Genomic DNA, 24,090 nt, shown 5'->3' on the forward strand with positions numbered 1-24,090 from the left:
CATGAACGACCTTCACGCGCTCCTCGCCGCCTCGGAGTTTCTCTTTCAGGTCATCAAATGGGCCGGTGTGGCCTTTCTTGGCCTTCGACTCCTCGGATCCGAAGGGGTCGTTCCGCTGCTCCCTCAGTTCGTTGTGGTGGAGATGCCTTGGCCTCCGCAATACCTTGTGCTCGGCGCCGTCTTCGGCGTGGTGGACTTTCTGGTGATGCTCGGATACGCCTTCCTGGGCAGGCAGGCGAGCCGCATGTGTTCTCCCCGGGGAGTTCCATGGCTGGAGCGCCTTTGCGGCGGCGTGTTCTTCATTCTCTCCGCATCGCTTGCCCTGTACCGCCGTCAGGGATGAGGGCTTTGCGCCTCCACTCCGCTCCCGGCCGATCCGTGGAGTTGACCTTGACGGAGCAAGCTGCTGTTGCGACGTGACCGAAAGCCCCCTCGCCCTTTACGGGCGAAGGGGCTTTTCGAGATTTCAGCGTTCCGCTCCGAGGGAGGAGACCAGAAAGTCGTACAGTACTTCCGCGGTCTTCGTCACCGTGTCGATCTCCACGTACTCATCGGGGCTGTGGTAGTTGGCACCTTTTGGGCCAAAGACGAGCGTTGGGATGCCGAGACGTGTGCCGAGATAATTGAAATCTCCCACGCTCGAGAAATAGGTCGGCTTCGGTTCCTTTTTCGTGACGGCGACGATGCTCCTGCGGAACGCCGACGTCCAGGGGTTGTCCTCGTCCACCACATAGGGGAGAAAACCGTCGCATTCCGGGTAGGGAGCGTTCCGAAAGGCAAGGCAGACATCTCCGGAGAGTCCGGCCCGTTCGATGGCGGCGGAGACCTCCCGCAGGATCGTCTCCTTGTTCTCGCCGGGAATCACATGGCGAAAAACGGAAAAAGACGCTTGGTCCGGCACGGAGAGCGGTGCGCCGCCGCCGGAAAAGCCCAGGGGGCAGATCGAACCGGGGCCGAGTTTTTCGTGGGTGGCGAGGGGTGTTTTCTCGATCTCCAGCAAAACCTTCGCGGCCTCGACGACGGCGTTGATGCCCAGTTCTGGATTTGCGCCATGGGCGGCGCGTCCCTTGAGAGAGACCGTGTAGTTCCATCCCCCCCGGGCGCCGAGGCCCAGATCGGGAAAGTCGCATCCGGCGAAAGCGCTGGAGGGCTCCGTCACCACCGCCACGTCCGCACCCTCCAGGAGACCGTCCCGGATCAACGCATCCGTTCCCAGGCCGAAGGGACCTTCCTCGTCGCTCACAAGGGTGTAGCACACGGATCCGCGAAAGCGCCTCACCGTTTTCGCAAAGGCTTTCATGGCGAGAAGGATTGCGGCGCATCCTCCCTTCATGTCCAGTGCACCCAGTCCGTAGAGGCGGTTCCCTTCCATTTCCGCCCCGTAGGGGTCCCGGGTCCACCCCTCGCAGAGGTCCACCGAATCCAGGTGACCGTTGAGGACGATGCGAGGCCCTGCCTCAGCCCCTTCAAGCGTTCCGAGGATGTTGACGCCGTGAAAATCGTAGATGGGCTTCACGTGGTAACGGTGCTTTTCCGCGGGAAGGCCGTGTTCGTGAAGCCAGGAGAAAGTGAAGTCCATGATCGCCTCTTCCCGGAAGAAGGGGCTTGGAATGCGCACCAGTTCCGCGAGGAGAGCGCGGCTGGCCGCGTCGGAGAAAAGAGAACCGTTCATCGGAGGAACGCACCTCCCGGTGGTGGAATACGCCGCGGAGAAATACAGGCGGCATTTTACCGTGTCCATCATAGCGCAAAGACGTCGGCTGAACATGTTCTTTGGTGGTGTCTTCGTATCTTTTTTCGAAGTGTCAGCATGTCGGTTCCAATTGACATCATGATGTCATGTCTCATAGAATGCTCGTCAGCTTCGGGTTGAACAACGGTTTTTGCCGGAAGGAAATGTGCCTTTTTATGCGATGGTCACGTCTTTGACGAGCCGATGGGTTCAAGGGTGGTGGTGCGGCGTTCGAAAGGGTTTGGGCCCAAGACGGAAAAGGACGGTTCGTATGTCGGTGGTCTGCATGCCGGAGGAAGGAGAATCGGCCGCTCTCGGGCGGCATATCCAAAGGAGGAAGAACGATGAGAAGAGTTCTTGGAGTTCTTGCGGTGATCAGCGTTCTGCTCGGTGCTTGTGTGGCCTGGGGTGCGGAGGAACCCATCCGTATCGGTTATCTCGCCACACTCACGGGAGAGGGTTCTACCTGGGGCCAACACGAGCGAGACGGCGCCGTGATGGCGGTGGAGGAGATCAACGCCGCGGGCGGCCTTCTGGGGCGGAAGGTGGAACTCGTCATCTACGACGTGAAGGGAAGGGCGGAGGATGCCATCAATGCCGCGCGTCGGCTCGTGACCCAGGACAAGGTCGTCGCCATCGGCGGCACGAACTACAGCTCTCTGAACATTGCCGCCCGACCCATCATCCAGGAGGCGCAGGTTCCCATGATTGGCAGTGCCACCACAAATCCCGTGGTGACCGTGAACCCCGACACGAATGAACCCTGGCCCTACAGCTTCCGCATCTGCTTCACCGATCCCTACCAGGGGTTGGTCATGGCTTCCTACCTGTATCAGAAGCTCGGGCTCAAGACGGCGGCCATCATCGGTGACGTGGGCAGCGACTATTCCGAAGGGATGAAGCAGTATTTCATCGAGACCTTCGAGAAATTGGGCGGAACCGTTGTGGGTTCCTGGGGATTCCGCGGCGGCGATGTTGACTTCCGCGCTCAGCTCACGGAGATCAAGGCGAAGGCACCCCAGGCACTGGCCATGCCGTATCTTTACAAGGAAATGGCCCTCACCATCAAGCAGGCGGCGGAGCTTGATTTTCACCCCGTTTTCATTGGCGGCGACGGCTACAGTCCAAACATGTACGAAATTGCCGGGGACGCAATGGAAGGATCTTGGTGGGTCTCCCACTTCGACTACGACGATCCGGTTCTCCAGCCCATTCTGGAGAAATACCGGAAGCGCTACGGCAAGGACGCCACGGAAATCGGCAACGTGGTCTTCGCCTATGACATCGTTTACTGGATCGCCGATGCGATCCAGCGCGCCGGCAAGGCCGAAGGCCCCGCGGTGCGGGACGCCCTGGAGAGCACCAAGGATCTCAAGCTGGCGCATTTTACCCTCACCCTTGACCCGAAGACCCACAATCCTCTCAACAAGCCCGCGGCAATTCTCCAGTTCCGCAAGGGCAAGCCGGTCTACGTGGAGACCTGGCAGCCTCAGGTGACGTTCTGAGCGACGTCCTTGATCGGCGCCTCCCGCGACTATGCCGCGGGAGGCGCTATCCGGTTTTTCACCATTCGCTGCAGCATGCTCGGCAAAAACAGTTGTGATGCGTTCCCGATGCGGCTATCATGGAGCAGGTTTCTGTGGTGCCTCCGAAAAAAAACGAGGTGCCTGCGGAGCTGTTTTTCGACGGAATCCCTGCTGCTGGAAAGGACCATGGCGATGTGAAGCCGTGGCGGAGGCAAGGAGAAAAGAGGACGACAGAAGGATGGACGCGAAAGAGACGAAAAAAGCCGCAGCGGAAAGACTTGCCCTCGTGAACGGGCGAGTGATCACTATGGATGAGGATCTCCCGGAGGCGGAGGCGATTTTGTTCGAGGGCGGGCGCGTTCGTGCCGTTGGGGGATCGTCGGAGATCCGGCTTCTCGCCGGGGCCGGGGCGGAGGTGGTGGATCTCCGGAAAAGAACGGTTCTTCCCGGTTTTTGCGATACCCACATGCATCTCTTGGCCTACGGCTTCTCCCGGGAGCAGGTGGACCTGAACGGCTGCCGTTCCGTGGAGGAGCTGGTCCGTCGCGGCCAGGACCATCTTCGGATGAACCCGATCTCTCCGGGAACGTGGCTTTTCGGGAGAGGCTGGAACCAGGATTTGTTCGCGGAGAGGCGTCTTCCCTCCAAAGAGGATCTGGACCGCATTTCTCCGGCGCATCCCATCCTCTTCTCCCGCACCTGCGGACACGTGGCGGCGGTCAATTCCGCGGCGCTTCGGGAGGCACACATCACGGCGGACCTCTCGGTTCCCGGTGGCGTGGTGGAGAAGAACGAGGCGGGAGAGCCCTCGGGTATTCTCCAGGAAGCAGTGGTCTTCGAGTGGATGGAGCGGTTCATTCCGGATCCTTCCCTGGAGGAGATGGTCCGGATTCTCGAAAAGAGCGCCGCAGAGGCGCTTTCCCAAGGGCTCACCACTGTGCACAGCGACGACTTTGGTGCGGGGAGAGGAGCGCGTGTTCTGGAGGCGTATCGCCTGCTCGCCGATTCGGGGCGCCTTGGGTTGCGGATTCGGGAGGAGTGTCTGTTGCCTCGCCGAGATGCGCTCGCCGGTTTTCTGGAAAAAGGTCTTCGTACCGGAGACGGGGACGACTGGTTCCGCGTCGGTCCAGTGAAAATCCTCGCCGACGGATCTCTCGGAGGCCGGACTGCGGCGCTTCGCGCTCCCTATGTGGATGATCCCTCCACATCCGGAGTGCCTATTCTTTCCCGGGAGGAGCTGACGGAGCTGGTTTCCCTCGCCCACGAGGCAGGCATGCAGGTGGCGATTCACGCCATCGGAGACCGGACCATCGAACTCTGCCTCGATGTCTTTGAAGAGATTCTGACGTCCCTTCCTCGGGAGGCGAGGCACCGCATTGTGCACGTGCAGTGCGGACATCCCGACCTGTTCCGGAGAATGGCCCGACTGGGTGTGTTGGGAGATATACAGCCCGTCTTCACCGCCTCGGACTGGCCCATGGCGGCCCCCAGGCTGGGGCCGGAGCGGGCCCGTTGGTACAATGCCTGGAAAACCATGAGGGAGTGCGGTGTCCATCTCTCCGGTGGCAGCGATGCTCCCGTGGAGCCGTTCAATCCCCTCTGGGGTCTTGCCGCCGCAGTGACCCGAAAGGACCGGAACGGCGATCCCTCCGGAGGATTTCAGCCCCAGGAGTGCCTTTCCCTGATGGAGGCACTGGAACTCGTCACCACGGGAGGAGCCTTCGCCTCCTTCGAGGAGAACACGAAGGGCAAACTCCTTCCCGGCATGTTTGGGGATGCGGTGATTCTGAACGAGGACCCCTTTACGGTGCCTCCCGAGATGATCAAGGATCTTGCCGTGGATCTCACGGTGAGCGGTGGTGTCGTTCGTTACTGCAGAACCTGAGTTCTTCTCATCCTGCTGGCGTTGACCGAAGGGGGCGGATGGATTATACTGAATTAACAGAATATAATCCGTCGTCGCCACGGTCGCTGAATAATTCGAAAACTCTGAGCGGCCCGGAGTGTCCGGGTTCTCGGAAACACGAAGGAGGAAACGTTCCATGTCCGTAACCGTGGAGGCGCTGCGCGACAAAAACCGTTTCACCATCACCGAAAAGGGCACTACGGATCTCCGCAATGCCATTGAGCATCGGGCCACGTGGTTTTACCTGCTGCTTGACGAAGCCAGAAAAAAAGGACTTTCCTGGGACGAATTCGCCCGGGCCGCCATCTTTCGCTGCGGCCGTTTTCATGGAGAACATAAATTTTCTCCGACGGACTCGCTCGTGCAGTTCGCCCGGGAGTTCGCGAACGAGGACGTGCGGAAGATTTTCGAGATGGACGTCAAGGAATCCACGGAGGAGCGGTTTGTCGTGGAATTTCACTATTGTCCGCTCCTTTCGGCATGGCTCAAGCAGGAGGTTTCCGCCGAGGATGCGGCGCATCTTTGCGATATCGCCATGGATGGGGACCGGGGGATTCTCGACGCCTTCCCCGCGTTTGCCTTCGATCTCCAGTGCACGCTTGCGCAAGGTGCGGAGGTCTGCCGGGTTGTGGTGACCCGGCGCTCCTCAACTTCTTCAAAATGATACGGCAATTTTGTGGTGTAGGGGAGGAGGTGAAGGCCACTCGAGACGGGCGCGTGCAGTTCGTTGAAACGTTGTCCGTTCCAGCCGGGCCGGGGGATTTCTGATCCCGTCGGCGTGTTTTCGGAAAATGGAGGTGCCATGTTGATGATGAAGAAAATTCTTGTCCTGTCCTTCTGCCTTCTGCTTCTCGCCTCCGCGGCCTTCGCCGCGGACCCCATCAAGATCGGGTATCTGGCCAACCTGACGGGTGACGCCGCCACGTGGGGCACTCACGAGCGGGACGGCGCCATTCTCGCCGTCGAGGAGATCAACGCCGCAGGCGGCGTGCTCGGACGTCCCCTGGAACTCATTGTCTACGATGTCCGCGCTCGTGCGGAGGATGCCATCAATGCGGCCCGGCGCCTTGTCCAGGAGGACAAGGTGGTCGCCATCGGCGGCACGAACTTCAGTGGGCTCAACATTGCCACGTACCCCATCGTTGCCGAGGCGAAGGTTCCCCAGATCGGCAGTTTCCCCACGAATCCCGCCGTCACGGTGGACCCGGCGACGGGACAGGCACGGCCTTATTCCTTCCGCATCTGCTTCACCGACCCCTATCAGGGCAAGGTCATGGCGGAATATCTCTTCAACAAGCTGGGTGTCAAGAAGGCCGCGATCATCCGCGACGTGGGCAGTGACTATTCGGAAGGGCTTTCCGAGTATTTCGTGAAGACCTTCGAGGGACTCGGCGGCACGGTGGCGGCGAACGAAGCCTTCCGCGGTGGTGACGTGGACTTCCGTGCGCAGCTCACGAACATGAAGAACAGCGGCGCCGAGGCCGTGGCCATGCCCCTTCTCTACAAGGAAATGGCCCTCATCATGAAGCAGGCCGCGGAACTGGGCTGGAAGCCGATCTTCATCGGTGGCGACGGCTACAGTGCCAACATGCACGAGATCGCCGGCGACGCCATGGTGGGAAGCTATTGGGTCTACCACCTCAGCTTCGACGATCCCATGCTGGAGCCTCTGAAGGCAAAGTTCGAGAAACGTTTCGGTGCGGCGCCCACGGAAGTTGTAAACACCGTGGCGGCCTACGACATCATCTACTGGATCGCCGACGCCATCAAGCGCGCCGGCAAGGCGGAGGGTGAGGCCGTCCGGGATGCCATCGAAGACACGAAGGACCTGAAGCTCTTCCACTTCACTCTCACGGTGGACAAGGCGACTCACAATCCGCTCAACAAGCCTGCGGCTATTTTGCAGTTCAAGGACGGCTCCGCGAAATTCCTCGAGATGTACGCGCCGCAGTCCGAGTTCTAAGTCCGGGACGGATCTTTTTTAAAGACACGCACGGCAAAAGGGGCGCCTTCTGAAAAAGGCGCCCCTTTTGCCGTGCGTGCGTTTTTTCGCCGTTTGGGTCAGTGTTCTTTGACGAGCCCCGCCAGGCGGGTGATGCCTTCCCGGATGCGATCCTCGGGCATGTAGGAGAAATTGAGGCGCATGGTGTTGCTCCCGCCGCCGTTGGCGTGGAAGGGTTCACCGGGAACGTAGGCCACTTTCCGGGAGATGCTCTCCGCGAGAAGCGCTTTTGTGTCGATTCCCTCGGCGAGGCGGAGCCAGAGAAAAAGGCCGCCTTGGGGAAAGGGGAAGGATGCGGCGTTTCCCATGGTTTCCCTGATCGCCTCGGCCATGCAGTTTCTTCTGGTTTTGTAGAGTGCCCGAATTCTGGCGACCTGAGCGTTCACGTCGAATCGCTCCAGGTAGGTGTCGATCTGCATTTGGCTGATGGTGGAGGGCTGGAGATCCGCCGCCTGCTTGGCGAGGATGATCTGTTCCAGAATGGCGGGAGGTGCGATGAGCCACGCCACCCGTAATCCTGGAGCGAGAATTTTCGAGAAGGTTCCGAGGCTGATCGTGAGATCCGGATTGCCCAGAGCGCGGAGGGAGGGAAGAAACTCTCCCTCGAAGCGGAGTTCTCCATAGGGGTTATCTTCCACGACGGGGACACCGAAACGGTCCGCCAGGTCGGTCAAGGCTCTGCGCCGTTCCAGGGACCAGGAACGCCCCGTGGGATTTTGAAAGTCGGGAATGACATAGATGAACCGTGCCTGTTTTTCCGAGGCGAGCTTTTTCTCCAGATCGTCCGGGAGCATCCCCTCGTCGTCGGTGGCGACGTCGACGAAGCGGGGGCCGTAGGCCCGGAAGGCGGAGAGTGCCGCGAGATAGGTAGGGTTCTCGCAGAGGACCACATCGCCCTCATCAAGGAAGATCTTCCCGAGAAAGTCCAGTGCCTGCTGGGAGCCGCTGACGATCTGAACATCCTCCATGCGGGTGTTTGCGTTCCAGAGTGCGCAGGATCTTTCGGCGATCTTTCGCCGCAGCGAGGGGAGTCCTTCCGCGAGGGAGTACTGCAGCGCCTTCGTTCCCGCGGTTTCCAGAACGATGGACACAGCTTCGCGGAGTTCCTCCACGGGGAAGGCTTCCGAAGCGGGAAGACCTCCCGCGAAGGAGATGATCTCGGGATTCTCCGTTACCTTGAGGATCTCCCGTATTTCCGATCTGTTCATGTGTTTCATGCGGCGTGCAAAATGAATCATGTCCGTATCTCCCCGCCTTTCCGTTGTCTCTTTTTGCATCCGTAAAATTCCTTTCCGCGGAGTTCCCTCTTGTCTGTGAAATTGTCCGTGAAAGCTCTTTGCAGAGAAAAAACTCTTCTTAAATTGACAGCATAGTGGGAATCTCGGAAAATAACAGATACAGATTTTTTGGGAAAGGACAAAACAGAAGGAGAGCTTTTCTCCGGAGGAGATGCGAAAGAAGGGATATCTTCCCGTCTTTTCCGGAAAACAATCGCACGCCTTCCGCGACAGGAAAAAGAGGTGTCGTTTCGACTGTGACGTGACAGGGCACAGGATGGGGCTCTCGGATGAAAAGGACGGGACCTTCCGGTGGAACGGAGGCAGCGGATGGAGAAGAATTTCCTCTACATGGGCGTGGCGGAGGAATTGGCAGCACGGATCCGGGGCGGCGAATTCGCCGTGGGAGACCGGCTTCCCTCTTTACGGGAACTGCGCCGCCGGACCGGCTTCGGATTGGCTACGGTCTATCAGGCGTATCTGGAACTGGAGCGGCGCGGACTGGTCGTTTCCCGTCCCCGGTCGGGGTTCGTCGTGGAAGGAGGGCGTCCTTCGCTTCCGTTGCCCGAGACGTTCCGTGGTGTTCCCGATCCCCTTCACCCCACGCGGAGCGCTCTCGCCGCAGCGGTGGTGGAAGCGGCGGCGACGCCCTCCATTCTTCCCCTCGGAGGGGCGTCCCCGTCGCCGGAATTGATGCCCAGGGCTTTTCTCGCACGCCTCACGCGAGAGGTCTTGCGCCAGGAGATGGATTCCGTCGTGGGATACGAACACCCCAAGGGCTATCCGGAGTTGCGGCGCCGCATTGCTCGGAGATGCCTGGGACGGGCCGGATTTTTGTCTCCGGAGGAAATTGTCATCACCAATGGCGCGACGGAGGCGGTTTCCCTCTGTCTTCGGGCCGTGACGCAACCGGGAGATGCGGTGCTCGTGGAGAGTCCGGCCTATCACGGTTTTCTGCAGATCATGGAGGATTTGGGACTCTTTGCCCTGGAAGTGCCCGCCCGCCCTGACCGGGGGCTTGATCCTGCCCAGGTCGAAGCCGTTCTGGCGCAACGAAAGGTCGCGGCCTGTCTGGTTGTGCCGAATGTGAACAATCCACAGGGCTTCATCATGAAGAATGAGGACAAGGAAGCTCTGGTGGAAATTCTCACCCGTCGTGACATTCCCGTCATTGAGGACGATACCTACGGAGAGCTGGCCTACGGAGAGGAGCGTCCGCGCATGCTTCGGGCCTTCGACCGCAGAGGCTTGGTCCTTTCCTGTTCGACCTTCTCCAAGACGCTCGCCGCGGGAATGCGTCTGGGGTGGGCAGCGGCGGGGCGTTTTTCCGAGAAGGTGGCGCGGTTCAAGCTCAACGCAAGCGTGGGGACGGGAAGCCTGCATCAGCGGGTAGTGGCGTCGGTGCTCGAGAAGGAGCCTACCTTCGAGCGGCACCTGCGGCATCTGCGGAACACCTTCCGCCGCTCCATCGATCTCGCGAGGCGCGGTGTGGAGCGGCATTTTCCCGAGGGAACGCGTCTTTCGGCGCCCCAGGGAGGCGCTCTCCTCTGGGTGGAACTTCCTCCCGGCGGCGATTCCCTCGAACTCTACAGGCGGGCGCTCGAGTCCCGCATCGCCATTCTCCCGGGCCTGATCTGTTCCACCACCGATGCGTACCGGAGATACATCCGTCTGAACTGCGGGCATTTCTGGAGCGAGGAGTTCGACGAGGGAGTGCGTGTTCTCGGGGGTATCGCCCACACGTTCGCGAAAGCGTGAGTGCCTTTCGGGAGGAGTCGCGTTGTCGCGTTCATTTTCCAGTGTGGTGTAGCGCGGTTTTTCCGGAAATCACGCCGGGGAGAGCGGTGGCGTATGCACTCTTCCCCCCGGCGTGGGTTCTGTGGCGGTCAGCGTCGCCGGAAGAGGAGAAGGAGCGGAAGGGCGAGCAGCAGCGCGCCCGCGGTTTCCCCTCCGAGAACGCATCCTCCGCCTCCGGATCCGCCCGGGCCCGGCGTGAGCGTCGGTGTGGTGCTTCCCGTCCCGGCAAAGGCCTTGAGGCACACGTTTGCGTTTCCGCTGATCGTGGTGAGATCATCCCAGTCGCCGCCGGTGCCGGTGGTGCTGACAAAGCTTTGTCCTGGTTGGGCGGTGGCCTTGTCGGAGTATCCTGCAACGGAATATTCCACGGGGATGAGCGTGTCGCAACCGGGAGTGGCAAGTTTTACCACGACAGAAAATTTCTCTCCCGCCGCAAGGGAGATGGGGTGAGCGAGGGGAATCGTGCGATAGCCGGGGACAGCAAGAGTACCTGCGGTATGTGCTTCTGAAACCCTTGTTCCGGAGACGGGGTCGTCGGCCATGACTCCGGTGTAGAGGTCGATCTCGTAGGTTGTGTTCGGAACGTCGGTGTAGAAGGCAACTTCCCTGATCGGTTCGGAGGATGTGGCGGTGAAGATGTTGGCGAACCACGCCGTGGAAAAGCCGGGAGAGAAGAGCTGGCCTACCCATCCGAGGGGATCGTACTGATAGATGGTTATGTCATGGGTGGCCGGTTCCGAGACATAGGCCACCACCTCGGAGGTGTTCAGGGGAGCGTCTTCATAGGAGAGCCAGAAGTACCCCGCGTTGCCCCAGGCACTTCCCCAACTGTTCTTGATGAGCCAGGCCCCATCGGAGGCGGGGGTATTTCGACCGAAATTTTCTTTGGGGAAGGCGTCGTCCCAGCCCACCACCAATACCTGGTGATCCAGATCTTCGGATCCGCCCGAGGCAACATAGAGGGCGTTGGTGACGCTGTTCCAGGAATCGGGATCTGCGGTGGCCATGTACACCGCCACGGAAAGTGCGCCGTAGGTCATGAGAGCCTGCTTCATTCTGGCTATATTGTAGCTTGATCCGTTCCGGATCGGCAGATAGAGTGCGTCCCGCACGCGAACCCGGGGAGCGCGGCTCGTGGCCGCACCGGGCAGTCCCGAATAAGGGTCGTCGCTCTCCAGGACGGGGCCGGTTCCGCGGGCGACGAGCGCGACGGATCTCCACGAATCACCTCCCATGTTGTAGGGATCGCAGGGGGCATCGCAGGTGAAAGCTGGGAGGGTGACGGTACCGGTGTCCTCGTCGGAATATCCGAACCAGGAGTGGTGTCGCTCGGAGAGGTCCAGCGTTGCTTCGCCGTTTTTGAGCAGATTGGACTCCACGGAGCCAAGGGCCGCGAAGGCCCAGCAGGTACCGTAGGCGCCCTGGTCGCGCACGGCGGTCACGTAGCTCGTTCCTCCCACGTTCCGCAGGTCGTAGCTGGCGGGGAGACTTTTTACACGGAGGTCCAGGGCCGTTTCGGAGAGGGTCGTGATGTGGCGCAGGTTCACCGGCGAGGGGACATACCCCTTTCCGTGCTCGCCTGCCGTCCGTGTGGCAAGCGTTTCTGTTTCTCCCGCCGCTTGCCATTTCAGAAAGGCCGGATTTTGGGGGGCGAAGCGAAACGGCGTCTCTGCGAAGGATGGCTGGGTCGGGAACATAAGAAGGGTGAGGAACGAGAAAAGCAACAGAGATGCTCCAATCCGGTTTCGCATGGGCGGTCACGCTCCTTGGATGAGGTGGGTGTTTCTGGAGCTTACGTTCTGTGCGCTCTTTGTGCAAGGGGGAGAAATAAGTTATCCCGAGGCTACCCGGCGGGGCTGTTTCGGCTGCGGAGAGAGACGGGGAAACTCCGGGACGGGAAATTCCGCAGAGGATAATGAGCACATGGACGACCTCGTTCTCAGGAACGAATTCCCCTCCGGGGAATATCCCAAAGCGCGTATAATGAGCATATGGACGACCTCGCTCCCTGCTCCGGAATGGACATCTACAGCATGAGGTGGTGGAGTGGTACATGAAAACGAAAGACCATGCGGCATTTTCGGGGGAAGCCGAAGACGCCGGGCGGGAATCCCTCCGGAACGCCCCGAATCGGGAGGAACTTCTCGTGCGGCGTGCCCGGACAGCGTCGCGGATCGGTACCCAGGGGCTCCTGTTGAATCTCTTTCTCACTCTGTTCAAATATCTTGCCGGGTATGTGGGACGAAGCGCCGCCATGATTGCCGACGCGACGCATTCCCTCTCGGATCTTCTCACGGATGTGGTTGTGGTGCTCGGGTTTCGCTTCGTGCAGAGGCCCGAGGACGAAGGACACGATTTCGGTCACGGAAGGATCGAGACCGTTCTCGCCCTGCTTTGCGGTGCCTTTCTGGCTCTTGTGGGTGTGGGCATTTTCTGGACCGCCGCAGTGCGGCTCCTCGAAATCCGCCGGGGTGTGCTTCCGGCCGCTCCGGGAGGCATTGCGCTGTTCGCGGCCGTTCTGTCCGTCGTGTCCAAGGAGTGGCTCTACCGCTACACACTTCTCTGGGGGCGCCGCCTCGACAGCAGCGTGCTCGTGGCGAAGGCCTGGGATCATCGCTCGGACGCTCTTTCCTCCGTGGGAACCCTGGTGGGCATCGGCGGCGCCTTTTTTCTCGGAGAGCAATGGCGCTTGCTCGATCCCCTGGCGGCGCTGGTCGTGAGCGTCTTCGTCGTCCGAGCATCGCTGCCCATTCTTCGGGAGAGCCTCCACGAACTGACGGACGGCTCTCTGGACAACGAACTGGAGACGCGCATCACCAACGTGATCCGCAATACCCCTCTCGTGACCGATTGCCACGCCCTGCGCACGCGGCGTCTCGGCTCCTACGTGGCCCTGGAGGCTCATGTTCTTGTAGGGCGGCATCTTTCCATCGTGGAAGCCCACGACGTCACCGAAGAAATCGAGGTTCGCCTCCGCCGCATGTTGGGAGAGGCGAGCCTCGTGAACCTTCATGTGGAGCCCGAACCGCAGGAAAGAGAATCCGTCCCGTCGAAGGGGACGTAGTTCGACATAGCCCCCGGTTCGGATCGCGAAAAAAGCGAGCTGTCACTTCACGGATGGCATGTTTCCCGCCTGGTTTTCGGCGTGGTTCCCGCCTCTCTCGATTTCACGTTCCGCTGCGGAGCGCACTTCCGCCGCAATGTCCTTTGCCCTGGAGGAAGCTGCGGCCACGGCCTTCATGAATGCCGTTCGGATACGGCTTTCCTCCAGTTCGTACAATCCCTCGATGGTGACGCCTCCCGGCGTCGTGACCTGGTCGCGCAGTTCTGCAGGGTGTTTCCCCGATGCGAGGAGGAGCTGTGACGCGCCGATGGCGGTATGCGCTGCGGCGCGGAGTGCAATGTCCCGGGGAAGTCCGACCCGGAGGGCACCGTTGATCATGGATTCCACCACGGTGTAGATATAGGCTGGCCCGGATCCCGACATGGCGGTGAGTACGTCCAGGAACTGTTCGTCCACCTGTTCGCATTCACCCAGACATGCGAAGGCCGCCCGGGCGAGCGTCATGTCCTCCTCCGTCGTTCGGTCGTCACGGCAGAAGACCGTGTATCCCCGTCGCACGAGCACGGCGGTGTTGGTCATGGCCCGCATCAATCTCGCTTCCGACGTCGCCTTTTTCATGAGTTCGAGCGTGACGGCCGCGGCGAAGGAGACCACGAGTTTTCCCGCACAGGCCGGAGCGATGTTCCGAAGCACGGGGATCACCTGGCCCGGCTTGACGGCCAGGATGACCAGATCGGCTTTCTCCGCCGCACTCAGATTGTTCGGAGTGATTTCCGCGCCCTTTTGCCGCAATCTCTCCAGCCTGTCTACTTTCCTTCGCGTGGCCGTAACCGTGCAGTAGGGGAGCAATGCCTCGGTGATGGCACCTCCGATGACGCCCGCTCCGATGACTGCGATCTTTCTGTTTCGAAACCGTTCCATGCCCATCCCTCCGAAGACGATTCCCCGGAGGAGCGACGGACGTTTGCAGCCCGAGCTCCTCCGGGGCGTTGGCGTGTCGATATTGCGGAAGTATAGCACTCCGAGAGAAGGGGAATGTCGTGGATATTGCATATCCGGCGGGGTGTCCGGGCATGGTGCAAAAATGTCACCGCGCTTTTGAAAATGTGCGGAAACGTTCATTGTTCATCATGCGGTAAGCGGATCATTCGCGTCATCGGCGCTTCTTTTCGGCCCTCCGGGACGCCGGGCGCCGAAGGAGAAAGCCGAGGGGAATGCTCCATGGAAACAGTGTTCCCGGGCCGATATGGCAGCCGCCTCCTCCGGTGGCATTGCTCGCGGGAGCTTCTGAGATGGGCGGGGAGGGGGAGGTGGGAGGAGTCGGCGTGCCGGACGGCACGGAGGTGATGGGTGGCGTAACGGATGGAAAGGACGTCGGTGTTCCGGTCGGCGTTCCTGTCACGTTCGGAAGCGGAGAGAAAGTGGCACGAAGCGTGTGGTCTCCGTGGAGTTCTTCGAGGTTGACGCCCAGATGTGTTTCCGCCCTCTCTACGGGAACGGAGAGACGCAGGGGAGACTGGTCCAGAAAAACCGCATCGATGCGATATCCCTGGGAGGCTGAAACGGCAAAGCGTTGTTTCTCGCCGAATCGACCTCGTATTCTTCCCGATGGGGTGATGGTTCCTCCCTGACCGGCTTCGGCGATGACGAGCCAACCCGGAGCGAACAATGCCCGTACGTACCGGTCTCGGTCGAGAAGAAGGTTCACGGACGGGCTCGTTCCCGTCACGTCGCCGCTCCATCCGTCGAAGAGCGGAATGTATTCCGCTGCGACGGCAAGGCCGATCAGGCTTCCCGCTTCATAGCTCAGGGAGTTTCTGCGCGGGTCCACTCCGGAGAACAAGTGGTCCGCCTCTTTCGCGGCGAGCGGCGGAAGAAGAGATCTCGTTTCGCGGTTTTCCGTGAAGGAATCCCCCGGCAGGCTGCGTTCCACTTCTCCCGTGCCGGAGATGCCGAGAGTGAGAATTTTTCTGTGCCAGGACTGGTAGGCCCCGATGTCGGGAGAGATTGCCTCGGGGCGTGCAACACCTCGTTGGTCGCTCGACACGACCTCCGGGGAATCGGAAATGCCCCTCGCCACAGCGGCGCTTTCCGGGAGAAGCGCACATGTCCTGGTGGGGCCGCCGTTCCAGTTCGGCGTATCCAGCAGGGGGTCGGCACCACTGTTGCCCGTGCCTCCGTAATTTCCTTCGACGATGCAGTATTCCACGACGGGCGCGGTTCCCGCATGCCGGATCTGCCCCTTGTCGTTGCTCCAGAGAATGTTGTTCCGGAGTTGTGCCGTTCCCCCGAGAATGTACAGCCCGCCGCCGTTTCCGGCGATATTTTCCACCAACGTACAGTGTCGCAGGCGTAGCGTGCCGTTCTGCTCGTAGACCGCTCCACCGGCCGAAGAGGCGCGGTTTCTGGTGAAGGTGGTGTTCACCGCGTCGAGAGTGCCCTTTGCGAGGAAAAAAGCGCCCCCGACGGAACTCGATCCCGAAGAGGCGTTTGCCATGAAATGACTGCTTTCGACGGAGAAATTCCCTCCTGAGGAGGCCGCGCCTCCACCCCTGGCGGACAGATTGTTCCGAAGAGTACAGTCTTTCAGAAGAGGCGATCCGCTTTCGTTAAAAAAGGCACCGCCTTGGCCGGAGGATGCAACAGTCGTGTTCCCGGAGAAGGTGCAGCGTGCCAGAATGGGTTGGCCGGAACTGGTGTATGCGCCACCGCCACGCTTGCCCGCAGTGTTGTCCGAAAAGAGACACCCCGAGAGCACCGGTTTCCCCGAGTGTGTGTAAAATCCGCCGCCGTAGTCACCGGCACGGTTTCCAAAGAAAAGACATGTTTCGATCATGGGGCTGCCGGTGTCGGTGTACATGCCGCCCCCGAAATTGTTCGCGGCGTTCCCCACGAACACGCAGTTGCGGATGACCGGGCTTCCCTGGGCGCTTGTGCACCCTCCTCCCGAGACGGAGGCATTTCCGCCGGTGACCACGAAACCGTCGAGGATCGTTGTCGCGTCGGCGCCGGTGACCATCGTCACCACGGTGTTGCTGTTTGCTCCGCGGACGCAGTCCGCGCTGACGGTGATTCCTCCCTCGACGCAGAGGTCATCGCCGGCGAGGTCCCCCGTGAGGATGGTGGTATGACGCCTCCAGTCCCTCTGGTCCCGGTCCGTCTCGTTTCCCGCGAAGCCGCCGTAGAGAGCGACGTTTTTCTTGAGGAGAAACGTCCTGTTCCGGTTCATTTCCAGGGAAGGGCGGTAGGTCCCCTGGGCGATGCGGAATTCGTAGGCTGTTTCTCCCCCGGCGTTCACGGCGGCAAGCGCATCGTGGAGTTCCGCCTCACCGAGGGCATTGCTCCAGTCGACGCCATTTCGCGCACCGCCGCCGGATGGAGTGACGTATCGCACCAGCGCTTCGGCAAAAACGGCGGAGGAAAAGGCCGAAGCCAGCCAGAGGAAGGCGAAGAGGATTTTCATGACCTCTTTCGTGCGTCTGGAAAAGTGGCCTGTGTGGAGGATCCTCATTTTGACTTCTTCGTAAAGAGATGCGGCGGGCACATTGACGGAAAATTTCGGAAATTGAAGAGACCGCAAGGGGATCCCTCGTTTCCTCTGTGATTTCTATCGTGATCAGTATAGCAGATACCTTGAAAATACTGGAAAAACTGGATTTAAGAGAATTTCAGTAGGGTTTTAAAAAAACATCCTGAATGCTGGCTACGTGGAGGTCATGCCTTGTAAAAGAGTCGAAATACGTATTTTGGAGGGGGTGTTGACGTATTCCTGTGCTGTTGTCTGGAAATTTACATAGCATGTTGACACGACGAATAGCATGCACAATAATGAGTGTCGCGATTTTTCCAGAAGTTCAACGGTTTATGGCACACGGACTCCGGCATTTTGCGAGTTGTCGGGAGATGGACGAATCGCTGCGGGATGTGGGGGAGAAGTTCCGGCATATCGTGGAAACGAATCGGGAGGTGTTAGGATGGACGCGAATCAGTACATCGATGAAATCATCCAGGACGTATTGACCAAGTATCCCTGGCAGAAGGAGTTCAACCAGGCTGCGCTGGAAGTTCTGGAGTCGATGCGGCTCGTCATCGAGCGATATCCGAAATATGCGGAGCACCGTATCCTCGAGCGGCTCATCGTTCCTGACAGGGTCGTCGTTTTCCGGGTTCCCTGGCAGGACGATCACGGAGGATACCAGGTCAACCGTGGGTTCCGCGTCCAGTTCTCCAACGCTCTCGGCCCCTACAAGGGCGGCCTCCGACTTCATCCCACCGTTAACCTCAGCGTTCTCAAGTTTCTCGGCTTCGAGCAGATCTTCAAGAACAGCCTCACCGGTCTCGCCCTCGGCGGCGCCAAGGGCGGCAGCGACTTCGATCCCAAGGGAAAATCCGATGACGAGGTCATGCGCTTCTGCCAGGCCTTCATGAACGAGCTGTTCCACTACATCGGCCCCGACACGGATGTGCCCGCCGGAGACATCGGCGTGGGGGTTCGGGAGATCGGCTATCTTCTCGGACAATACAAGATGCTTACCCGCATCTACGCGGGGGGCGTTCTCACGGGCAAAAGCATTCATTGGGGCGGCAGCCTCATCCGGACGGAGGCCACGGGCTACGGTCTCGTCTACTTCGTGGATGAAATGCTCCGCATCCGGGACGACGAAATCCGGGAAAAACAGGTTCTCGTCTCCGGATCGGGCAATGTCGCCCAGTACGCCATCGACAAGGTGAACCATTTCGGAGGCATTCCCATCAGTTGTTCCGATTCGAGCGGCACGGTCATCGACCTCGACGGTATCCGGGGAGAAAAGTTCGACTTCCTGCTGGACCTCAAGAACGTCCGGAGAGGGCGCATCGCCGAGTACGCCGAACGTTTTCGCACAGCGACGTTTTATCCAGGCAAGCGCCCCTGGGGGCTCGCGCCCGCGAAGATCGCTCTTCCCTGTGCCACGCAGAACGAACTGGACCTGGACGATGCGACGGCTCTCGTGGAGAACGGTTGCATGTGCGTGGCCGAAGGGGCGAACATGCCCACCACCCCGGAGGCGGTGGCCTATCTTCAGGGACACGGTGTTCTCTTCGGTCCCGGCAAGGCATCCAACGCGGGTGGCGTGGCCACTTCGGGGCTGGAAATGTCCCAGAACAGCCTGCGCCTCAGTTGGACCCGCGAGGAAGTGGACGAGAAGCTCCGGGGTATCATGCGCTCCATCCACAAGCGGTGCCGCGATGCGGCGGAGGAGTTCGGCACGCCGGACAACTACGTCAACGGAGCCAACATCGCGGGTTTTCTTCGCGTTGCCAAGGCTATGGACGATCAGGGATTGGTGTAGGCGAACCGGTTTTCCTGTTGTTGCGGTTACGGAAGAAACGAGCAAGGGCCTCCCGAAATTCGGGAGGCCCTTTTGCGGTTCTGTCGCGTGTTTTGTCTTATGCCGTGGTGTCCACATGTCGTCCGGAAGGTGCGTCCCCGTCGCTTTCGTCGGAGGCGTACACGTTTTGCCATGCCGGATTCCAGGCAGTTGGGCCGACCTGTTTTTTCTTTTTTCGGAATGTTTCCTGGAGAGCGTCTTCTTCGTCCCGAAAATCCTCCCTGCCCTCGTCTCGGGAAAAGTGTTCACGGAACACGTCATCCCAGGGACGGTTTTTCCGGGGGTCCTTCTTCTGTCCCTTCGGGTTCACTCGCCTCGGATTGACGGGGTCCACAGGAGCGATTGCAGTAACGCCGTCGATGCGCCGTTCCATGCCTCGCACCTCCTTTTCGAGGGATTGCAAAGAGGCAACACCTCTTCCCAGAGAATGTATCGGTTCTTGCCCGAATGGACCGAAGCTGTTTACAAAAATGAGTCTCAAGGCCCATGCAAACATGGATGAAATATGATAGGGTCTTCCGCTAGAAAGATAAAGGATATTGTGCCAGGATCAGCACCCTTTAATCGGGTTCCGTGAGGCCCGGAAGGAGGAAAACGCAATGCGGAGAGGGAATTGTACTCGGAAAACGGTTGCCGTGATGGCGAAGGCATGCTTTTCCGAAGGCATCTTACCGGAAGAAAAATCCGGACATATGGTGGGATCGGTAACGGTCGTGTTCTCTTCCGAAGAGGACACGACCGTTTTTTATGCATGAGGAGGGATATCCCATGACATGGCAGGAAAAGGCCCGGGTACAGACCGCCCAGGAGATGGACCGCTCTCTCCGGCGCATGGCCCACGAGATCGTGGAACGGAACAAAGGGCTCGACGGGGTGGTGCTCGTGGGCATTCAACGCAGGGGGGTTCCCCTGGCGGAGCGGATCGCAAAGCTGCTGGAGAAGTTCGAGGGCGTGCTTCCTCCTCAGGGAAAACTGGACATTACCCTTTACCGGGACGATCTCTCCCTGCGGTATCCCCAGCCCCTTCTCCGGGGGACGGACGTTCCTTTCGACCTCTCGGGACGTAAAGTGGTCCTCGTGGACGACGTGCTCTACACGGGCCGCACCGTCCGGGCCGCGCTGGATGCCCTGATGGACCTTGGACGCCCCGCGTCGGTGCAGCTTGCGGTGCTCGTGGACCGGGGACACCGGGAACTGCCTATCCATGCGGACTACGTGGGCAAGAACCTGCCCACCTCCCAGGCGGAAGTGGTGGAAGTACGGGTCGCCGAAATCGACGGTGCCGACGAAATCTGGATCTGTGAAAAGGTGGAGGAACAGGCATGAGCTGGATGCATCGGCATCTTCTCGACGTGGATGCCCTTTCGAGACCGGAAATGGAACTGTTGCTGGATCAGGCGGTGCACATGGAGGATCTCCTCGACCGCCCCATCAAGAAGGTGCCCGCTCTGCGGGGGAAGCTGGTGGTGAACCTCTTTTTCGAACCCTCCACGCGCACCCGGGTCTCCTTCGAACTGGCGGAAAAATTCCTCGGCGCCGACGTGGTGAACTGGGCCGCTTCGGGGTCGAGCACGAGCAAGGGAGAGACGCTTCGAGATACCGCGTGGACACTGGAGGCCATGGGAGCCGACGCGGTGGTGGTCCGTCACGGTATGCCCGGCGTTCCCTGGTATCTCAGGGAGAAGCTGCGAAAGGCCTCGGTCTTCAACGCCGGTGACGGCGCTCACGCACATCCCACTCAGGCCCTGCTCGACGTCTACACGGTGTGGAAGCACTGCAACCGCTCCCTGGACGGGCTTCGCGTCGCCATCGTGGGGGATGTGCTCCACAGCCGGGTGGTGCGGAGCGATGTGCAGGCCTTCCGCCTTCTCGGCGCGGAGGTGGTCCTCTCCGGGCCGAGAACGCTCATGCCCCTCGAGACGGACGCCCTCGGAGCCGTCTACGAACCCGACCCCGCCAAGGCCGTTGAGGGCGCGGATGCGGTGTACCTTCTGCGCATCCAGAAGGAGCGGGCACTGGAGGGACTCTATCCCACGGACGACGAATACCATCGCCGCTGGGGCGCCGACGAGGAACTGATGGCCCGGGCGAAGAAGGGCGCCTTCGTGATGCACCCCGGCCCCATCAACCGCGGCGTGGAGATTGCCTCCGCCGTCGCGGACGGGCCGAACAGCCTCATCCTGGACCAGGTGCGCAGCGGTGTGGCGGTGCGCATGGCCCTGCTCTATCTCTGCATGGGAGGAATGGAAGCATGAGCACGGAACGCATGGAACACTACTGCGGCGGAGAAGTGCCGCTGCTGCTCAAAGGTGGACGCATTTTCGACGGGGAACGGTTTCTCGACGGCGTTACGGACGTCCTTCTCGAGGATGGACGCGTGCGTGCCCTGGGAAAGGACCTGCCCTCCCCGGAAGGGGCGAAGGAACTTCACCTCTCCGGACTTCTGATCTGCCCCGGTTTCATCGACCTGCACGGACACTTCCGAGATCCCGGGCAGACCTGGTGCGAGGATCTCGTCTCCGGATCCCTCGCCGCGGCGGCGGGTGGCTATGCCGTTGCGGTGGCCATGCCCAATACCCTGCCTCCCCTCGACAACGATGCGCTCGTGCGGGACGTGATGGAGCGGGGGCGACGGGCCGGAGGCGCCCGTATTCTTCCCGCTGGGTGCGTGAGCAAGGAGCGTAAGGGAGAAGAGATGGCGGAACTCGCCGCCATGGCCGACGCGGGGGCGGTGTTCTTCACCGACGACGGTGCTCCCGTGCTGCGGGCGCGGCTGCTCCGGAACGCCCTGCTCTATACGAAGGATCTGGGCGTGCGGGTCCTGGAACACCCCGAGGAAAAGGATCTCACGAAGAGCGCCCAGGTGACGGAAGGGCGCTGTTCCGCCCTGAGCGGCATGCGTGGGTTTCCGATCTCCGCGGAAGTCCTTGGCGTCCTGCGCGCCCTTGTTCTTGCCAGGGAGACGAACTGTGCGGTGCACCTCACTCATGTGAGCACCGCCGCGGCGCTGGAGGCAATCCGTGCCGCCAAGGCGGACGGAGTGGATGTGACCTGCGACGTGACGCCTCATCACCTGGTCCTCTCCGAGGAGGATGTGCTTCGGAGCAATCTCAACGCCGCCTTCAAAGTGAACCCGCCGCTGCGGAGTGCCGCCGACCGGGATGCGCTTTGGCGGGGCATCGCCGACGGAACCGTGGATGCCATTGCCACGGATCATGCTCCCTGGCACGAGGATGAAAAGGATCTTCCCTTCCAGGAGGCCAATTTCGGCATCGCTTCTTACGAATGCGCCGTTGGTGCGGTGCTGGACTATCGGCGGAACGCCGAGCCGGAGGTTCCTCTCGAGCGGCTGCTTGCGCTCTGGACCTCCCGCCCCGGCGCACTGATTCCCCAGAGCGCGGCGTTTCCGGGGCGACTTGCGGAGGGGCTTCCCGCCCATGTGACGGTGGTGGATCCCGAGAGTGCTTTCCGGGTGGACCCCACGCTCTGGAGGAGCAAGGCCCGCATCACGCCCTACAAAGGAAGACATTTCACGGGGCGCCCCGTGCTCACCGTCGTGGCGGGAAGCATCGTCTTCTCCGCTCTTGAGGGAGGCGCGGTGCGTGTGTAGCGGCACGGTGGAGGAGCGCTCGGCCAGGCTGGTGGCGCGCACCTTTCTGGGGGGCGGAGCGGCCCGGGAACGCGGGCCGCTCCTTCTGGAACTGGACGCTCCGGAGATCGCCGCGAAGTCCCTGCCTGGGCAGTTTCTGCTCGTCACCTGCGGTGAGGGAAGCGACCCTTTTCTCCTGCGGCCTCTCGCCGTGGCGGGCGTCCAGGGTGAGGTTCTCTCCCTGCTCGTCCAGGTCCGAGGGGAGGGAACGCGGCGCCTCGCCGCTCTTGCGCCGGGGAGTGTACTGCGGCTTCGGGGCCCGTTGGGTACTCCCTTCACCACGCCGAAGGAAGCGGAGCGGCTTTTGTGCATCGCCGGGGGTGTGGGTGCGGCACCGCTTCTTTTTCTGGCGGAACGGTGGGGCGGTTCCGTGCTCCTTGGGGTTCCCGACGCGTCCTGGGAGGGACTTGTCCGTCACTGTGTCTCGAGAATCGGTTCCTCGAAGGTGACGGTTCTCTCTGATGACGGCAGCCTCGGCGAAAAAGGAAATCCCTGCTCGTTCCTCGCCTCCGAAAAAGGCTCCGCGTTGCTCGCGTTTCCGAACACGCGGATCTGTGCCTGTGGCCCTACAGGAATGCTTGCTGCCCTTGCGGAGGCGCTTCCTCCCTCCCTGCCCTACGAAGCGAGCCTCGAAACCCGCATGGGGTGCGGTTACGGCGGTTGTCTCGGCTGTGTCGTTCCGACGGAACGGGGGCGTCTCCGGGCCTGCGTGGAGGGGCCTGTCTTTGCCGGAAGAGAGGTGCGCTGGCATGAGCTGGGATGACGTCTGTGGAAAAAGCGAACCCGGGGTGCGCCTTTCCGTGTGTTTGGGAGGCGTGACCTTGGCCTCGCCGGTTCTTTTGGCCTCGGGAGTCTGGCCCATGGACCCCTCCCTCTGGCCGGTTCAGACCCTTCGTGGCGTCGGGGGCATCTGCTCCAAGGGACTGACCCTGGAAGCCCGGGAGGGGAATTCCGGCATCCGCATTTGGGAGACTCCCTGCGGCGTTCTGAACAGTATCGGTCTTCAGAACCGGGGTGTACGTGTCTTCGTGGAGGAAGAGTTGCCCCGCATGGCTGCGACGGGGATTCCCGTGATCGCCAACGTGGCGCCTGCGGGAAGTGCGGAGATGGAACCCCTTTTGGCGCCCCTGCGCAGTGCGGGGGCGTCTGTTGCGGCGGTGGAACTCAACCTTTCCTGCCCCAATGTGGCCGACGGCGGCATGGCCTGGGGCAAGACCCCCGAGGGCATACGGGAGGCGGTGCGAGCGGCTCGGGTGCGCTGGCCCGGCCCTCTGTGGGTGAAGCTCACGCCCCAGGCGCCCGACATGGCGGCGGCGGTGCGCGCTGCTGAAGACTGCGGTGCCGATGCGGTGGTGGTGGCCAATACCTGGCTCGGCGCCGCCATGGATCTGAAACGGCGCCGTCCCGTCTTCGATCGGGTCGTCGCGGGTCTTTCCGGCCCCGCCGTCTTTCCACTCTCTCTGCGGTGCGTCTGGGAGGCCGCGGGAGCGACGACGGTGCCGCTCATCGGCTCCGGCGGCATCGCGTCCTGGGAGAATGCCGCGGCAATGCTCCTCGCCGGGGCGACGGCGGTGCAGGTCGGCTCGGGACTCTTCCGGGACCTGGATCTTCCCGGAAAAATCGTGGACGGGCTCGCCGCCTACACGGCATCCTCGGGCTTCGGAGAAATTTCCGACCTCGTCGGAGCGGGAAGAAAATATTCCGAATATCGGTGAACACCCATGTTTCCTCTTGGGTGTCTCGACCGGTGTCGTTCCTTGATGTTCTT

At 61.1% G+C, this 24,090-nt stretch carries 19 protein-coding genes; 13 read left to right on the plus strand and 6 right to left on the minus strand.

The features are described 5' to 3' along the window. The first annotated feature begins 1 nt into the window (after nt 1). Nucleotides 2-343, plus strand: coding sequence for a LysE family translocator (locus K349_RS0105295; RefSeq protein WP_051464203.1), 342 nt, complete (start codon nt 2-4; stop codon nt 341-343). Between the two features lie 123 nt (nt 344-466). Here K349_RS0105295 and K349_RS0105300 read toward each other — a convergent pair whose 3' ends face one another. Beyond that, nucleotides 467-1,672 carry a M20 family metallopeptidase gene (locus K349_RS0105300; RefSeq protein ID WP_026368802.1) on the minus strand — a complete coding sequence of 402 codons (1,206 nt, stop codon included), beginning with the start codon at nt 1,670-1,672 and terminating at the stop codon, nt 467-469. 404 nt (nt 1,673-2,076) lie between these two features. Here K349_RS0105300 and K349_RS0105305 point away from each other — a divergent pair, with 404 nt between their 5' ends. The 4 genes from K349_RS0105305 (at nt 2,077) to K349_RS0105320 (ending at nt 7,127) form a co-directional block, all read left to right on the plus strand. Further along, nucleotides 2,077-3,237, plus strand: coding sequence for an ABC transporter substrate-binding protein (locus tag K349_RS0105305; RefSeq protein ID WP_026368803.1), 1,161 nt, complete (start codon nt 2,077-2,079; stop codon nt 3,235-3,237). Between the two features lie 259 nt (nt 3,238-3,496). After that, complete coding sequence (locus K349_RS0105310) at nt 3,497-5,143, plus strand: amidohydrolase (protein WP_026368804.1); 1,647 nt, start codon at nt 3,497-3,499, stop codon at nt 5,141-5,143. Between the two features lie 157 nt (nt 5,144-5,300). Next, nucleotides 5,301-5,828, plus strand: a complete 528-nt coding sequence (locus K349_RS0105315) for an L-2-amino-thiazoline-4-carboxylic acid hydrolase (protein ID WP_026368805.1) — start codon at nt 5,301-5,303, stop codon at nt 5,826-5,828. Nucleotides 5,829-5,972: 144 nt separating this feature from the next. Next, on the plus strand, nt 5,973-7,127 hold the full coding sequence (locus K349_RS0105320; protein WP_338022298.1) for an ABC transporter substrate-binding protein: 1,155 nt from the start codon (nt 5,973-5,975) through the stop codon (nt 7,125-7,127). Between the two features lie 98 nt (nt 7,128-7,225). On the opposite strand, the gene K349_RS0105325 is transcribed toward K349_RS0105320, so the two are convergent. Further along, a complete protein-coding gene (locus K349_RS0105325) occupies nt 7,226-8,404 on the minus strand; it encodes an aminotransferase-like domain-containing protein (protein WP_034264939.1) in 1,179 nt (392 codons plus the stop codon). A 369-nt stretch (nt 8,405-8,773) separates the two neighbouring features. On the opposite strand from K349_RS0105325, the gene K349_RS0105335 reads away from it, so the two are divergent. Continuing rightward, complete coding sequence (locus K349_RS0105335) at nt 8,774-10,201, plus strand: aminotransferase-like domain-containing protein (RefSeq protein WP_026368808.1); 1,428 nt, start codon at nt 8,774-8,776, stop codon at nt 10,199-10,201. 128 nt (nt 10,202-10,329) lie between these two features. Here the strand turns inward: K349_RS0105335 and K349_RS0105340 are convergent, their stop codons facing one another. Beyond that, the gene (locus K349_RS0105340) at nt 10,330-11,991 is read right to left on the minus strand and encodes a lectin like domain-containing protein (RefSeq protein WP_026368809.1); all 1,662 of its coding nucleotides are present in this window, start codon (nt 11,989-11,991) and stop codon (nt 10,330-10,332) included. A 302-nt stretch (nt 11,992-12,293) separates the two neighbouring features. Here K349_RS0105340 and K349_RS0105345 point away from each other — a divergent pair, with 302 nt between their 5' ends. Then, on the plus strand, nt 12,294-13,304 hold the full coding sequence (locus tag K349_RS0105345) for a cation diffusion facilitator family transporter (RefSeq protein ID WP_026368810.1): 1,011 nt from the start codon (nt 12,294-12,296) through the stop codon (nt 13,302-13,304). Nucleotides 13,305-13,346: 42 nt separating this feature from the next. Here K349_RS0105345 and proC read toward each other — a convergent pair whose 3' ends face one another. Further along, complete coding sequence (proC, locus tag K349_RS0105350) at nt 13,347-14,225, minus strand: pyrroline-5-carboxylate reductase (protein WP_026368811.1); 879 nt, start codon at nt 14,223-14,225, stop codon at nt 13,347-13,349. A 232-nt stretch (nt 14,226-14,457) separates the two neighbouring features. After that, nucleotides 14,458-16,767 carry a right-handed parallel beta-helix repeat-containing protein gene (locus K349_RS0105355; protein ID WP_157367288.1) on the minus strand — a complete coding sequence of 770 codons (2,310 nt, stop codon included), beginning with the start codon at nt 16,765-16,767 and terminating at the stop codon, nt 14,458-14,460. Nucleotides 16,768-17,278: 511 nt separating this feature from the next. On the opposite strand from K349_RS0105355, the gene gdhA reads away from it, so the two are divergent. Further along, nucleotides 17,279-18,634, plus strand: coding sequence for an NADP-specific glutamate dehydrogenase (gene gdhA, locus K349_RS0105360; protein ID WP_026368813.1), 1,356 nt, complete (start codon nt 17,279-17,281; stop codon nt 18,632-18,634). Nucleotides 18,635-18,731: 97 nt separating this feature from the next. Here the strand turns inward: gdhA and K349_RS0105365 are convergent, their stop codons facing one another. Next, on the minus strand, nt 18,732-19,046 hold the full coding sequence (locus tag K349_RS0105365; protein WP_026368814.1) for a hypothetical protein: 315 nt from the start codon (nt 19,044-19,046) through the stop codon (nt 18,732-18,734). A gap of 395 nt (nt 19,047-19,441) precedes the next feature. On the opposite strand from K349_RS0105365, the gene pyrR reads away from it, so the two are divergent. From pyrR to K349_RS0105395, 5 genes are read left to right on the plus strand one after another with little or no spacing between them, the layout of a single operon-like run. After that, entirely contained in the window at nt 19,442-19,999 is a 558-nt protein-coding gene (pyrR, locus tag K349_RS0105375; RefSeq protein WP_026368815.1) for a bifunctional pyr operon transcriptional regulator/uracil phosphoribosyltransferase PyrR, read from the plus strand. Beyond that, a complete protein-coding gene (locus tag K349_RS0105380; RefSeq protein WP_026368816.1) occupies nt 19,996-20,928 on the plus strand; it encodes an aspartate carbamoyltransferase catalytic subunit in 933 nt (310 codons plus the stop codon). The genes pyrR and K349_RS0105380 overlap by 4 nt, the downstream gene beginning before the upstream one ends. Beyond that, on the plus strand, nt 20,925-22,283 hold the full coding sequence (locus K349_RS0105385) for a dihydroorotase (protein ID WP_245588002.1): 1,359 nt from the start codon (nt 20,925-20,927) through the stop codon (nt 22,281-22,283). The genes K349_RS0105380 and K349_RS0105385 overlap by 4 nt, the downstream gene beginning before the upstream one ends. Then, on the plus strand, nt 22,276-23,085 hold the full coding sequence (locus K349_RS0105390; protein WP_026368818.1) for an iron-sulfur cluster-binding protein: 810 nt from the start codon (nt 22,276-22,278) through the stop codon (nt 23,083-23,085). The genes K349_RS0105385 and K349_RS0105390 overlap by 8 nt, the downstream gene beginning before the upstream one ends. Further along, nucleotides 23,072-24,037, plus strand: coding sequence for a dihydroorotate dehydrogenase (locus tag K349_RS0105395; protein WP_026368819.1), 966 nt, complete (start codon nt 23,072-23,074; stop codon nt 24,035-24,037). The genes K349_RS0105390 and K349_RS0105395 overlap by 14 nt, the downstream gene beginning before the upstream one ends. Nucleotides 24,038-24,090 lie beyond the last annotated feature (53 nt).

It is taken from the genome of Aminiphilus circumscriptus DSM 16581 (genome assembly GCF_000526375.1).
In the GTDB taxonomy this organism is placed as follows: Bacteria; Synergistota; Synergistia; order Synergistales; family Aminiphilaceae; genus Aminiphilus; species Aminiphilus circumscriptus.